This is a genomic window from Peptoniphilus indolicus ATCC 29427, from assembly GCF_000227315.1.
GTDB classification, from domain to species: Bacteria; Bacillota; Clostridia; order Tissierellales; family Peptoniphilaceae; genus Peptoniphilus; species Peptoniphilus indolicus.
The window spans coordinates 68,087-81,039 of sequence record NZ_JH165061.1 but is presented as its reverse complement, the minus strand read 5'-3'; the positions used below and the strand labels follow the sequence as shown (position 1 = coordinate 81,039).

The 12,953-nt window shown below is 33.6% G+C and carries 15 protein-coding genes; all 15 read left to right on the top strand.

The features are described 5' to 3' along the window. The first annotated feature begins 107 nt into the window (after positions 1 to 107). A complete protein-coding gene (locus HMPREF9129_RS00395) occupies positions 108 to 416 on the top strand; it encodes a hypothetical protein (RefSeq protein WP_004819144.1) in 309 nt (102 codons plus the stop codon). A 10-nt stretch (positions 417 to 426) separates the two neighbouring features. Next, the gene (locus HMPREF9129_RS00390; RefSeq protein WP_004819143.1) at positions 427 to 1,461 is read left to right on the top strand and encodes a V-type ATPase subunit; all 1,035 of its coding nucleotides are present in this window, start codon (positions 427 to 429) and stop codon (positions 1,459 to 1,461) included. Then, complete coding sequence (locus tag HMPREF9129_RS00385) at positions 1,452 to 3,428, top strand: V-type ATP synthase subunit I (RefSeq protein ID WP_004819140.1); 1,977 nt, start codon at positions 1,452 to 1,454, stop codon at positions 3,426 to 3,428. The genes HMPREF9129_RS00390 and HMPREF9129_RS00385 overlap by 10 nt, the downstream gene beginning before the upstream one ends. Beyond that, positions 3,419 to 3,838 (top strand): ATP synthase subunit C, encoded by a 420-nt coding sequence (locus HMPREF9129_RS00380; protein WP_004819137.1) that lies wholly within the window; start codon positions 3,419 to 3,421, stop codon positions 3,836 to 3,838. The genes HMPREF9129_RS00385 and HMPREF9129_RS00380 overlap by 10 nt, the downstream gene beginning before the upstream one ends. After that, the gene (locus HMPREF9129_RS00375; protein ID WP_004819136.1) at positions 3,838 to 4,149 is read left to right on the top strand and encodes a V-type ATP synthase subunit F; all 312 of its coding nucleotides are present in this window, start codon (positions 3,838 to 3,840) and stop codon (positions 4,147 to 4,149) included. Before HMPREF9129_RS00380 ends, HMPREF9129_RS00375 begins: the two co-directional genes overlap by 1 nt. A 4-nt stretch (positions 4,150 to 4,153) precedes the next feature. Then, entirely contained in the window at positions 4,154 to 4,780 is a 627-nt protein-coding gene (locus HMPREF9129_RS00370; protein ID WP_004819134.1) for a hypothetical protein, read from the top strand. Next, entirely contained in the window at positions 4,773 to 6,557 is a 1,785-nt protein-coding gene (locus tag HMPREF9129_RS00365; RefSeq protein WP_004819132.1) for a V-type ATP synthase subunit A, read from the top strand. The genes HMPREF9129_RS00370 and HMPREF9129_RS00365 overlap by 8 nt, the downstream gene beginning before the upstream one ends. A gap of 4 nt (positions 6,558 to 6,561) precedes the next feature. Then, a complete protein-coding gene (locus HMPREF9129_RS00360) occupies positions 6,562 to 7,929 on the top strand; it encodes a V-type ATP synthase subunit B (protein WP_004819130.1) in 1,368 nt (455 codons plus the stop codon). A gap of 9 nt (positions 7,930 to 7,938) precedes the next feature. Beyond that, positions 7,939 to 8,556: a V-type ATP synthase subunit D gene (locus HMPREF9129_RS00355; protein WP_004819128.1), complete on the top strand. Its 618-nt coding sequence runs from the start codon at positions 7,939 to 7,941 to the stop codon at positions 8,554 to 8,556. Between the two features lie 149 nt (positions 8,557 to 8,705). Continuing rightward, on the top strand, positions 8,706 to 9,449 hold the full coding sequence (gene aphA, locus HMPREF9129_RS00350) for an acid phosphatase AphA (protein WP_004819127.1): 744 nt from the start codon (positions 8,706 to 8,708) through the stop codon (positions 9,447 to 9,449). Between the two features lie 89 nt (positions 9,450 to 9,538). Next, entirely contained in the window at positions 9,539 to 10,882 is a 1,344-nt protein-coding gene (locus tag HMPREF9129_RS00345) for an aminotransferase class I/II-fold pyridoxal phosphate-dependent enzyme (RefSeq protein WP_004819125.1), read from the top strand. Beyond that, complete coding sequence (tmk, locus tag HMPREF9129_RS00340; protein WP_004819123.1) at positions 10,879 to 11,493, top strand: dTMP kinase; 615 nt, start codon at positions 10,879 to 10,881, stop codon at positions 11,491 to 11,493. The genes HMPREF9129_RS00345 and tmk overlap by 4 nt, the downstream gene beginning before the upstream one ends. Then, on the top strand, positions 11,490 to 11,816 hold the full coding sequence (locus HMPREF9129_RS00335; protein WP_004819122.1) for a cyclic-di-AMP receptor: 327 nt from the start codon (positions 11,490 to 11,492) through the stop codon (positions 11,814 to 11,816). Before tmk ends, HMPREF9129_RS00335 begins: the two co-directional genes overlap by 4 nt. Before the next feature lie 3 nt (positions 11,817 to 11,819). Further along, a complete protein-coding gene (locus tag HMPREF9129_RS00330; RefSeq protein WP_004819120.1) occupies positions 11,820 to 12,104 on the top strand; it encodes a cyclic-di-AMP receptor in 285 nt (94 codons plus the stop codon). Beyond that, positions 12,104 to 12,953 (top strand): DNA polymerase III subunit (locus tag HMPREF9129_RS00325; RefSeq protein ID WP_004819118.1); only part of this gene is annotated, 850 nt, incomplete at its 3' end. The genes HMPREF9129_RS00330 and HMPREF9129_RS00325, both read left to right, overlap by 1 nt.

Here is a 12,953-nt window from a genome sequence, read left to right as displayed (position 1 = left end):
TTAAAAGGAGTACACTCAAGATGATTTACGAAAATTGAAAATTTTGTAATTAGAAAATAGCGACCATTGGCCGGTCGTTTTTTTAAGTTAAAGGAAGGTGATGAATTTTGGAAGAATTGATTCAGCAGATACTTAGTTTAGACAAAAAAACTAAAGAGTTTACCAATAGAGCCGAGAGAGAATTGGAAGAGTCAAAAGCTGAAATTCAAAATATGTTAAATAATTTTGAATTAAAAAGCCATGAAGAAGCTAAGAAAAGAGCTATAGAAATGTATGAAAAAGTGTACAGTGAGGCAATGGCGAAAGTAGAAAGCATCTCTGAAGAAAATCAGAAGAGGTTAAAAGATGTGGAATCAATTTATCGAGAAAATAAAGAAGAATTGATTACTAAGGCGATTAAACTTTTAGAGCTGTAGAGGTGAGAATGTGAATTATGCTGCTGTAAATACAAAGGCAAGAGCGGTATATGCTAAATATATAAAACAAAGTCCTCAATTACAATTGTTGGGAATGGATACACCAAAGGCAGCCTTGGCTAAGCTCAATGAGTTATGGAAACTTGACATTGAACTACCAAGTGGAAAAGAAGCAATAGATTTATATGAAGTAAATAAGCAGATGGAACACAAAGTGTATGAAGAATTAAAAGATTTTCTTTATTTCTTTCAAGGGGAAGAGAGAAAATTCTACAGTGGCCTTTTAGAAAGATATAAAATAAGAGATATAAAGAGAATTTTTAGAACCATAGTACACGGTGAAAACAGAAATCTTTTGAGAGAAAGTCTTGTTGCGCTAAATCCTGCAATAATTCCAGAAGATGGAGATTGGAAAGTTGAGAGGTTTATCGAAACTTTAAAAGACACTGACTACGCAAGAAAGCTTACGGTCTATACAGATATTCCAGATGACAGAATATTATTTTATGTAGAGATGACTTTGGATAAGAGTTATTATGAAAATTTAATTGAAAGAGCAAAGAAACTTAGCGGCTCAAGTTCAAAGTTGGCATTGAGTTTAATCGGCAATCATATAGATTTGTTAAATATAACCTATTTATATAGAGGGGAAAAGACATATTCTATTTTGCCACAAGAAATGGTCAACTTTTTGATTGATGGTGGAGAAAAATTATCAAGGCAGACATTATCTATTTTGGCATATGAGGATATAAAAGAATTTTTAAAAAATGTAGCAGATACCAAATTTAATTTCTTATTTCCGGGCGGAAGAGAAGCCACAAATATGGACATAAGAATGGAACGTGATTTATATAAAAAATTTTTAAATGCATATCAAACAAGTGGTTTTGATATAGGAAAAATTCTTTCAATAACTTTATTGATGGAATTGCAAATTAGAGATATCTCCACAGTATTAGAAGGTAAGAGATTGGGGATTAACTCGAATATTGTAAGGGATCTTTTGACAATCCCGTTAAAGGAAGGTGAAGTATGGCAGTAGAAAAAATGGTCATGCTTAATGTAGTAGGGAAGCTTGATGACTTAGAAAATATATTGTTGGATATATTAAAAAGTGAGTCTATAGATATGGTAGATGCCATGACACAGCTTTCAAAGAACAATGCCATTTATGAATTGAATGCTGAAAATGTAGATATGATTGTAGATTTAAACAATCTTGGACCATTTGTTGCTGATAATAACAATAGAAAGAGAACGCAACAAGCAAGACAATTGATGGAATATTTTGGCATTGAAAATCTTGAAGCTGAGCAAGAGGGCTCAAGTGAATATACTGAAAAAGATTTTGACAAGTTATATGCAGAAACTGCTAATTTACGTAATGAAATAGAAGAAATCGACAAGAGGTTAGAAGTTTCTCAGGGAATTAGTCAAAACTTGGCATTATTTAGAAATGTTGATGTCGACTTAAGAGAACTAAAAAATATGGAGTATTTTACAGCTAGATTCGGAAGAATTGAAAAAGCTGCAAGGCTTAAGCTAAAAGAAAATTACGACCATATTTTAGCGGCAGTTTTTCATACAGGTTCATATGAAAATGAAGAAGTATATTTGGCAATATATCCAAATGAAGTTCATGAGGAAATAGACAGAATATTGAGTTCTCTACATTGGATAGACGTTCCAATTTTAGAGCATTCACAAGGGAGTGCCAAGGAAACTTTAAATCAAATTGAAGCTGAGGCAGCTGCATTAAACAACAGACTTGAAGAAATAGAAGTGGAAAAACAAACTCTTTACAAGAGTAAGACTAAAGAAATTCATAAAATTTTAGCCAGAATGTTGGTGCTTGGAAGAATTGAAGAAGCTAAGTCTAAAATGGCGAAAGCTAAAAAATACTTCCTATTATCAGGATGGGCAAGTGAAGATGGTTTTAAAGAATTAAAGGAACAGTTGGGAAAATATTCTGACACATTAATTACAGCGGTAGATGCTGATGGAGAAGATATAATTTTCAAACCACCTACAAAGCTAAAAAACAATTCTTTTTTTAAACCGTTTGAGCTCTTAGTTAGAATGTATGGAGTTCCAAACTATAATGAAATCGACCCTACAGTATTTTTGGGAATCACTTATATGATTCTATTTGGGGCTATGTTTGGTGATTTAGGACAAGGCTTAGTATTTTTCTTGGCAGGAATGATTTTAAAGAAAAAACTTAAAAATGATATGGGGCCTCTTTTGATGAGACTTGGTGCCAGCAGTATGGTATTCGGTGTGCTCTATGGTTCTGTGTTTGGAAATGAAGAGATAATTCAACCTCTATGGATAAGGCCTTTTGAAAACATAAATCAAGTGCTTATCATGTCGATATCTTTTGGGGTGTTTTTACTTGTAATGGCATATGTTATGAATTTTATAAATGCCTTTAGAAATAGAGATTTAAATCAAGGACTGTTTGGAGAACACGGACTTCTTGGATTCGTAGTATTTGCAATGCTTATTTTCTTGCTTTTAGATGCGACAGGTTATGTGCACGTGATACCTACATCAGTTGCAATAGGAGTCTTGATTTTATCAATACTAGCAATGATATTTAGAAAGCCTATACTTTCAAAGATATATAAACAAGAAGTGAGTTATGAAGAAGGTAAGGTAGGTTATTTTATAGAAAGTTCTTTTTCAATAATAGAACTTTTAATATCAACTTTGTCAGGTATTGTTTCTTTTATAAGAGTTGGAGCATTTGCAATAAACCATGTAGGTTTATTTTTAGCTTTTCATACAATGGCTGAAATGGCAAACCATACAGTTGGAAATGTTTTAATATTGGTTTTGGGAAACATCTTAATTATTGGGTTAGAAGGACTTATAGTATTTATTCAAGGACTTAGACTTGAATACTACGAATTGTTCAGCCGTTATTATCAAGGTAGCGGAGTGGAGTTTAAATCAGATAAGATTAATTTTAGAAATACAGAAAGAGGCAGAAAAAAATGGAAATGATTTTAATTTTAGCATCACTTGTAGTGTTTGCGACTATATTTTATGGACTTGTTTTAATAGAAAAGGGAATTGGTGGAGATAGACCAAGACTTAAGAAACTTTTGAGATCTAACTTAGCTGTTTTTATACCTACAATAGTGGCAGCCTTTGTGCTACTTGTACCAGGAGCAGTAAGTGCGGCAACAGAACCTACAGGCGTTAACGGACTTGGATTAATTGCAGCTGCACTTTCAACAGGTATGGCTACAATTGGTACTGGTTATGCAGTAGGTGTAGTTGGGTCAGCTGCTTTAGGGGCTGTTTCAGAAGATGATTCTATATTAGGTAAGACACTTATCTTTGTAGGTTTGGCAGAAGGTATCGCAATTTACGGACTTATCATCTCAATAATGATTTTAGGTAAACTTTAATGAAATCTATCGCAATAAGCAGAAATTATGAGCTTCTTGTGGCATTGAGAATGAGTGGTTTTGAAGGGATATTTTGTAAAGATGTTCACAGTTTGAAGATGGAATTCAAAGATATCCTAAAACAAAATCAAATAGGTATAATTCTATTGTCTGAAGATGATTTTCAAGAGATGAGAGAAGAAGTCTTTGAGGCTAAGAAGAAAAAGAGAGGACCATTAATAGTTACACTTCCTGGACGTGGTGGATTTAAAGAACAAGATTTTATATTGAAGTATGTTAAGGAAGCTGTGGGTCTAAAATTAGATAGGTGATAAGATGATATTAATTGAAAATAAATTGGAAATGTTTGAGAATGTCGTCTATAAAAATCGTGTTACTGAATTCCAAAAGAAAATTGCACAGTGGGAAAATGAAAGAGACCGTATAAGAAAAGAAAAAGAGGACTCTCTTGAAAGAGAAGCTGCTGATATGATATCGAGAAGAGAAAAGCTTGCAAAAGAACTTGGAAATGAAAAAATTGCCAAGGCGAAGGAAGAAAAAAGGGTTTTAGAGCTTAGGATTATGAATGAATTAGAAGATGATTTAATTCAAACTATAAGACAAAGAGCTTGGGCTTGGACGGATTCTGACGAATACAAGAAACACCTTATAGACGGTATAATAGTTACCTTTAATCATTTGAAAGAGGGAACATATAGATTAGGTCTTACTAAAAAAGATATGGAAAAATACTTTGATGAAATTGAAAAAATAGCTGGTGAAAGAGGAATAAAGTTAATACCAGTTATAAAAAAAGATTGGATGATAGGTGGACATATCTTGAGTAATGAAGCTAAGACTTATAATTTAAATAATGATATATACACTATTATTGAAGAAAAAAGATATGAGATAGGGATGCTTTTGCATGATCTCTTCAAGAAGGAGGCAGCAAATGTCTGAACGAGCTAAAATAGTTAAGATAAACGGTCCGGTAGTAGTTGGAGAGCCGATGTCTACTTTTGCAATGCGTGAAATGGTTCAAGTTGGGAACAAAAAGCTAATTGGAGAAGTAATAGCAATTCAGGGAGATAAAGGTATAGTCCAAGTTTATGAAGAAACAGAGGGACTTAAGAGAGATGAAGAAATCTACGCTACTCACGCTCCGCTTTCAGTACGTCTTGGGCCTGGCATGCTGTCAAATATGTTTGACGGTATTGAACGTCCACTAAACAGAATAGAAGCAGAACACGGAGCATTTATACCAGAAGGTATAGGACTTAGCAATTTAGATTTAGAAAAAAAATGGCACTTGAAGCCTATAATAAAAGTTGGAGATGTTGTAACTGGTGGAGAAATATTTGGAGAAGTTGAAGAAACACAAATAATCACTCACAAAGTTTTGATACCTCCAAATGTATCAGGAAAAGTTACATGGGTTGCCAAAGAGGGCGACTATAATATAGTAGAAGCTGTAGTGAAAGTTGAAAGTGAAAGTGGTATTAAAGAAGTTGCAATGAGCCATGAATGGCCAGTGCGTGTGCCAAGACCGGTAAGGGAATTTAAAGATGCAAATACACTACTCGTAACAGGGCAACGTGTTTTAGATGTATTTTTCCCAATCGCTAAAGGCGGTACAGTTGCTATACCTGGAAGCTTTGGTACAGGAAAGACAATGACACAACATCAAATTGCAAAGTATTGTGATGCAGACATCATAGTATACATTGGTTGCGGTGAGCGTGGGAATGAAATGACAGAAGTTTTGGAGGATTTTCCTAAACTAATTGACCCATATAGCGAAAAACCTTTGATGGATAGGACAATCTTGATTGCAAATACTTCAAATATGCCGGTTGCAGCTCGAGAAGCATCAATTTACACAGGCATTACTATGGCGGAATATTTTAGAGATCAAGGTTATAATGTTGCAATGATGGCAGATTCTACTTCACGTTGGGCAGAAGCTTTACGTGAAATCTCAGGGCGTCTTGAAGAAATGCCGGCTGAAGAGGGATATCCAGCTTATTTGCCAAGTAGAATAGCAGGTTTTTATGAAAGAAGTGGTTCAGCGGTTACTTTATCAGGGAAAGATGGTTCAGTTACTACAATAGGGGCTGTTTCTCCAGCTGGTGGGGACTTCTCAGAACCTGTAACAGAAAATACAAGAAGATTTGTAAATACTTTCTTAGCGCTTGATAAAGACCTTGCATATAGCAGACACTATCCAGCTATACATTGGTTAGATTCTTATTCAGGGTATGTTTCAAGCTTATCTAACTACTATGATAATAGACTTGAAGGGAATTTACCTGAACTTAGAAGTAAGTTTTTGGGAATACTTCACGAAGAATCAAAACTTCAAGAAATTGTAATGCTTGTTGGAGAAGATGTTCTTCCAGATAAAGAGAGATTTTTACTTGAAATAGCAAGAATAACAAAGGTTGGATTTTTACAACAAAATGCTTTCCACAAAATAGATACATTTGTACCACTTGAAAAGCAATTTGAAATGTTAAATACAATAGACATACTCTACAGGGAGGGGATGTCTGTGTTGGATTTGGGAGTATCAATTTCAGAAGTTAAAAACAGTAGTTTGATTTCAGAAATAATAAATATGAAATATGATATAACTAATGAAGATTATACACCTTTTACTATTTTGAATAACAAGATTCGTGAGTTTTATAGGGGATTGAGAATGCAATACTCAGACACTGATGAGATAGAGGAGTGATAGTATGAAAAAAGAATATTTGATTTTAGACAAGGTCGAAGGTTCTCTGGTAGAACTATCAGGTCTTCATCACGTAGCTTATGGAGAAATAGTCAATTTATCTGTCAAAGGCAAGTCTGAAAATGTAGTAGGTCGTATAATAGGGATAGATGGAGATAAGGCAACTGTTCAAGTCTTTGGAGAATCTATGGGAATCTCCACAACAAATACAAAAGTTGTATTTGAAGGTAAGCCTTTTAAAATACCTGTGTCAAGTGAGATATTGGGAAGAATATTTAACGGTATAGGGATAGCAAGAGATAAAGGTGGACCTATTTATTCTGATAAGTTCTATAATGTAAATGGTCGCCCTATGAATCCGGTTGCCAGAGAGTATCCTAGGAACTATGTTGAAACGGGGATAAGGTCGATAGATTCTCTTATGACTTTAATTCGTGGGCAAAAGCTTCCAATTTTCTCGGGGTCAGGACTTCCACACAACGAGCTGGCTGCACAAATAGTAAGACAAGCTCACATAGTTGGAGAAGATAGTGAATTTGCAGTTATATTTTGTGGAATGGGTTTGAAGAGAGAAATTGCCAGTTTCTTTATAGATAATTTTATGGAAGCTGGAGTAATGGATAAGGTAGTAATGTACTTAAACTATGCAGACGATCCAATTATGGAGAGGATTATAGCTCCTAAATGTGCTCTTACCGCAGCTGAATACTTGGCCTTCGAAGAGCATAGACACGTGCTTGTAATCATGACAGATATGACAAGTTATGGAGAAAGTTTGAGAGAGGTGAGTTCTCAAAGAAGTGAAGTACCTTCAAGAAAGGGTTATCCGGGATATCTATATTCTGACTTGGCGGCGATTTATGAAAGAGCCGGAATGGTTAAAGGTGTAGAAGGTTCTGTGACTTTGATTCCAATATTGACAATGCCTTCAGATGATATTACACACCCTATTCCAGATCTTACAGGATACATTACAGAGGGCCAAATAGTAATGAGCAGAGACTTACATCAACAAGGTATTTATCCGCCGGTAGATGTATTGCCATCTCTTTCACGTCTTATGAAAGACGGTATAGGCGAAGAATATACAAGAGATGACCATCCGGATGTTTCAGCACAACTTTTTGCCTCTTATTCACGAGTAATAGAAGTTCGTGCACTTGCTCAAATAATAGGGCAAGAAGAACTTAGTGAAGACGATAAGAAGTTATTACAGTTCGGAGAAAGATTTGAAAAAGAATTTGTAGGGCAAGGATTTCACGAAAATTCCAGTATGGAGCAGACACTTGATAAGGCATGGGAACTACTAAAAATATTGCCTAAGGAAATGCTTGTTAGAATTGATCCCAAAATTCAAGCTAAGTATCTATAGGAGGATATTATGGCAAAGAAAATGACAGCTACAAAGGCAAACCTTATAAAAGTGAAGGAGTCTTTATCTTTTGCCAAAAAGGGATATAGCCTTTTAGATAAAAAACGTACCGTACTAATTAGAGAAATGATGAGACTAAATGAAAGAGCCATAAAGATTCAAGAAGACATAGAAGAGAGTTTTAAAAAATCTTATGACTCATTGACTATGGCTTCAGTGACTATGGGTTGGGAGTCTGTAGTTGATCTTTCGCTTTCAATGCCAAAAGAAGAAGAATATAAGGTTGGTTATAGGTCTGTAATGGGAGTGGAAATTCCAGAAGTACACTATAGTAAGTATAATCCAAGAAGTACATTTAGTATCTATGAAACATCTTTTGCTTTTGACAAAGTTTATCTTGAAATGAATGAGCTCAGAGAAAAAATTTATGAGCTTGCAGAAATAGAGACAAGTTTATATAAACTTGGGAAGGAAATTAAAAAGAGCGTCAAGAGGGCAAATGCTCTGGAAAAAATTCAAATACCTAAACAGGAAAAGACATTAAAAGAAATAGAAGATGTTTTAGCCGAAAAAGAAAGAGAGGACTTCTTCAGACTTAAAAGAGTTAAAGGTAAAGGTGAAGAATAAATATGAGGTAGTGTGCCGGTTTGACAGACTACCTTTTTTAATTAAGTTTGAAGAGAATAGCAATTTGAATTATAAAACTGAAGCCAATTATTAAAAATACGTTTACATAGTAAACTAAAGATGGTATATTATGATAAAGGAGTGATAGTATGTATATAAAAAATAAGATTTTAAAGACAGGTACAATTTTAACTTTAGCTGTGACATTAGCGGCGCCTATGGTATCGTTTGCTGCAGGACCTAAAGTTAAATATACTCAACCGGGAGTTACTGTTCAAAGTGATGCTGCATTTATAAAATACGTATCAGTAGAAGATATTAAAAATTCTTTGAAGGACAAGGGACCTATTAATGTAAGTTTTGATATAGACGATACATTACTTTTCTCAAGTCAATATTTCCAATATGGAAAAACAGTACTTACTCCAGGAAAGTTTGATTTCTTAAAAGACCAAAAGTTCTGGGACTATGTTGCACTTGAAGGTGATTCTCATTCAATTCCTAAATTGTCTACAAAAGAAATAATAAAGATGCATATGGAAAGAGGAGATAACATATTCTTTATAACAGGTAGAACAAGAGGAAGTATGTATAAAGAAGGCTATCTTGATAAGACTGCTAACAATTTGAAAAATTATTTTAATATGCAAAAAGTAAATCCTATTGACTATACAGCAGATACTCCAAGAGAAGGATTTAAATATGACAAATCTTACTTCATAAAGAAACACAATGTTGCTATTCACTACGGAGATAGTGATGATGATGTCTTGGCAGCTAAAGAAGTGGGGGTTAGACCTATTAGAGTTTTCAGAGCTCCAAATTCGACTAATATGCCATTACCTCAAGCAGGAGGATATGGAGAAGAAGTGCTTAGAAATTCAGCATTTTAAAATTAATATTTAAAGGATTTCTTTTTAACGAGAAGTCCTTTTTTATTTTAAACATCGAAATAATTTTTAAAATTAATTATAATGTAATTATGAAGAGATATATTTTTGAAGCATTAAAAAATTTGAGAGGACAAAGTGCATTTTCAATGCCGGGGCACAAGTCCAAAGATATATATGATTTTGACTTTAGGGATGATATAACAGAGGTTGTTGGTGCAGATAATTTGATGGAGCCCGAAGAGTGCATCCTAAAAAGTGAAGAAGAGATAGCTGAAATTTATGGGGTCAAGAGAAGTTACTTTATAACAGAGGGCTCTACAATGGCTTTAAAGATAGCAATCTCACTTTTAACAAAGCCCAACGATACAATTTTGATACAGAGAAATTCTCATAAGTCAATATACAATAGTGCAGTGCAATTTGATTTAAATTTAGAATTTATAAATTCAAAGTTTGATGAAGAAAGACAACTTTTATTGGGAGTTGACCCAATTGAATTGGATAAAAAATTAAAATCTAATAAAAATATAAAGTTGGTTGTATTAACAAGTCCTAACTATTATGGAATGATTTTGAATTTGAAAGAGCTTTCTGAAATTGTTCACAACAATGGGTGTAAATTGATAGTTGATGAGGCTCACGGGGGGCATTTGATTTTTTCAAGACAGAGAGAATTGTCGGCTGTTAGATATGCAGACGTGATTGTGCATTCCACACACAAGACATTGCCAAGCTTGACCGGCTCAGCAATGCTACATGTAAATTGTGATATAGCGCATAAAAAAGTTTTAAAGATGATGAATTTATTGATGTCATCTTCTCCATCGTATCTTTCTATGTTATCCAGTGAATTTGGAATTGATTATTTAGAAAGAAAAGGCGGATTTGAAAAAATAGAGAAAGAAGTAAAAGAGTTTAAAGAAAATTTAAAGGGAATAGTTGAATTTTTGGAAATAGAAGATAACTCTGTTGCCGATGTAGATATTTTAAAACTTGCTTTTAGAACTAAAGGTCACAGTGGGCTTAACGTTGTTAATGAGTTGGCTTTACGATATAATATAAGATTAGAAATGGGTGATTTATACTATGCTCTGTGTATTTTATCGGTAATTGATGAAACTGAAGACTTTAAGTGCTTAGAAAAAGCTTTAAAAGATATTTCGGTTGGAGTTTATCAAAATATAGATGAGAATTATAGAGAGATATTGCCGAAAGTTGTAATATCACCTAAGGAAGCTTTTGAAAGTGAAACTGAAATGGTGGAATTAGAGGACTCAATAGGAAGAATTTCAAGTGCGATAGTAATGCTCTATCCACCTGGAGTACCTATTATATCTTATGGGGAAGAGTTTACAAGAGAAATTGTGGCTGAACTTCAGAGATATCCTAAACTTTCAGGAGTTGTAGATAATAAGGTAGAGGTAGTTAAATGAGAGGTTTGTTTATAGCTTTCGAAGGACCTGATGGGTGTGGGAAAACTACAATTGCAAATAAAGTTTATGAAAAACTTTCACGAAGGTTTAATTGTTTGAAAACTAGAGAACCTGGTGGAACTGAAATTTCTGAGAAGATTAGAGATTTTATATTAGATAATAACAATGTTGAGATGACATCAAGAACAGAAGCGCTTTTATATGCAGCTTCTAGAGCTCAACATGTTGAACAGTTGATAGAACCGGCATTAAAAATGGGTAAAATAGTTATATGTGAAAGATTTATAGTATCTTCATTAGTATATCAGGGTTATGCGAGAGGTCTTGGGGAAAGACAAGTGCAAGAGATAAACGATTTTGCTGTTGGAGAAGTTTCACCGGATATAACGTTTTTATTTGATGTAAAGCAAAATAATTCTGTTGAGAGAAAGTTAAAAGCTGGAGGAGATAGACTTGAACTGGAAAAGGGAGAGTTTCACTCTAAAGTAAGAGAAGGCTATGAGAGTTTGATTAAAAGTGGCAGATATACTGTAATAGACGCAACACAGTCGGTTGAAGAAGTTTTTCAAAACTGTATGGATGTCATTTTGGAAAGGTTGGATAGAAAATGAAGTTAATAATTTCAATTATTCAAGATGTTGATGCCGAAAAGTTAACTGAAGAAATCACAAAAGCAGGATTTAGAGTTACTAGAATGAGCACTACGGGAGGATTTTTAAAGAGTGGAAATTCAACTCTTTTATCCGGGGTAGAAGATGATAAAGTTGATGAATATTTAACAGTTGTAAAAAATAATGCAAAGACAAGAGAAGTTACAAGAACTATACAGACTATAAACATACCGGGAACTGCAATGTTACCTATGCCTATAAAGGTTACTGTTGGTGGAGCTAATTCATTTGTTTTAAACGTAGAAGATTTTAAGAGGTTTTAGATTATGAAAATGATGATTGCGATAGTGCAAGAGAAGTTTATAGATGAAATCATGGATAGATTTTATGATGAGGGAGTTTATGTAACAAAGATTTCTTCATCGGGAGGATTTTTTAAAAATGGAAACTCAACTCTACTTTTAGGGTGCGAAGAGTCTGAAATTGAAAAAGTTTATTCTATATTCAAAGAAATTACTAAAGAAGAACGTGTTGAAACTGAACAAGGTAAATTTAATGTTTCAGGAGCTACAATTTTTGTAGTAGATGTTGAAGATAATTTGAGAATTTAATGTTAATAGATTTCGTAGGAAATAGAGATGCGAAGCAGGAACTTGAAAAGAATATAGAAACTGGGGATATAAACCACGCCTATTTATTTATTGGGAGTGAGGGAGTTGGTAAATTCACACTGGCTAAAGCTTTTGCCAAGAAAATTTTGGGGGATAGCACCTTAGATTTACACGTTGTAAGGGGAAATTCCATCAAAAAGGAACAAATCGAAGAACTTATAAGTGAGTCTAAGAAGAATCCATTTTCGGGAAAGTATAAAGTGTTTATCATAGATGGTTTTGAAAACGTGAGTGTAAGTGGGCAAAATGCTCTCCTAAAGACATTGGAAGAGCCGGAAGAGTATTTGAAGATAATTTTGATAGCAAAGTCAATTTCAAATATACTTCCAACCATTGCTTCAAGAAGTAGACTTATAAAGTTCAAAGATGTTGATGATGAAGAAATAAGTGATTTCCTAGTTCACAATATAGGACTTGATAGTCAAAATGCAAATTTATTTTCAAGGATATCAGTGGGTTCTGTAAAAAGAGCAATGAAATATGCTACTGACGCGTCTGCTATAGCATTTAGAGATAAAAGTTTTGAATTAATAGATAGACTTATAAATTTAAATACAGACCCTTTCAGAGAAATGGAATTTTTTGAAGAAAATAAAGAAAATTTAGACGAATTTTTTAATATATATAGTATCTTTTTAAGAGATGTAATAATATTTAACGAGAATGTGAGCAGATCTTTTTATATAAATATAGATAAGATAAATTACATTCAAAAACAAAATATATCAACTAAACAAGCCCTTGAAATATATAGACAAATTCAAAGGACAAAACAATATTTAAAGGATA

What these genes read in the sequence shown, in the direction of transcription:
- tmk (WP_004819123.1), top strand. Translation starts at nt 10,879, where the DNA reads ATGAGAGGTTTGTTTATAGCTTTCGAAGGACCTGATGGGTGTGGGAAA.
- HMPREF9129_RS00360 (WP_004819130.1), top strand. Translation starts at nt 6,562, where the DNA reads ATGAAAAAAGAATATTTGATTTTAGACAAGGTCGAAGGTTCTCTGGTA.
- HMPREF9129_RS00370 (WP_004819134.1), top strand. Translation starts at nt 4,154, where the DNA reads ATGATATTAATTGAAAATAAATTGGAAATGTTTGAGAATGTCGTCTAT.
- HMPREF9129_RS00385 (WP_004819140.1), top strand. Translation starts at nt 1,452, where the DNA reads ATGGCAGTAGAAAAAATGGTCATGCTTAATGTAGTAGGGAAGCTTGAT.
- aphA (WP_004819127.1), top strand. Translation starts at nt 8,706, where the DNA reads ATGTATATAAAAAATAAGATTTTAAAGACAGGTACAATTTTAACTTTA.
- HMPREF9129_RS00380 (WP_004819137.1), top strand. Translation starts at nt 3,419, where the DNA reads ATGGAAATGATTTTAATTTTAGCATCACTTGTAGTGTTTGCGACTATA.
- HMPREF9129_RS00365 (WP_004819132.1), top strand. Translation starts at nt 4,773, where the DNA reads ATGTCTGAACGAGCTAAAATAGTTAAGATAAACGGTCCGGTAGTAGTT.
- HMPREF9129_RS00335 (WP_004819122.1), top strand. Translation starts at nt 11,490, where the DNA reads ATGAAGTTAATAATTTCAATTATTCAAGATGTTGATGCCGAAAAGTTA.
- HMPREF9129_RS00355 (WP_004819128.1), top strand. Translation starts at nt 7,939, where the DNA reads ATGGCAAAGAAAATGACAGCTACAAAGGCAAACCTTATAAAAGTGAAG.
- HMPREF9129_RS00345 (WP_004819125.1), top strand. Translation starts at nt 9,539, where the DNA reads ATGAAGAGATATATTTTTGAAGCATTAAAAAATTTGAGAGGACAAAGT.
- HMPREF9129_RS00330 (WP_004819120.1), top strand. Translation starts at nt 11,820, where the DNA reads ATGAAAATGATGATTGCGATAGTGCAAGAGAAGTTTATAGATGAAATC.
- HMPREF9129_RS00375 (WP_004819136.1), top strand. Translation starts at nt 3,838, where the DNA reads ATGAAATCTATCGCAATAAGCAGAAATTATGAGCTTCTTGTGGCATTG.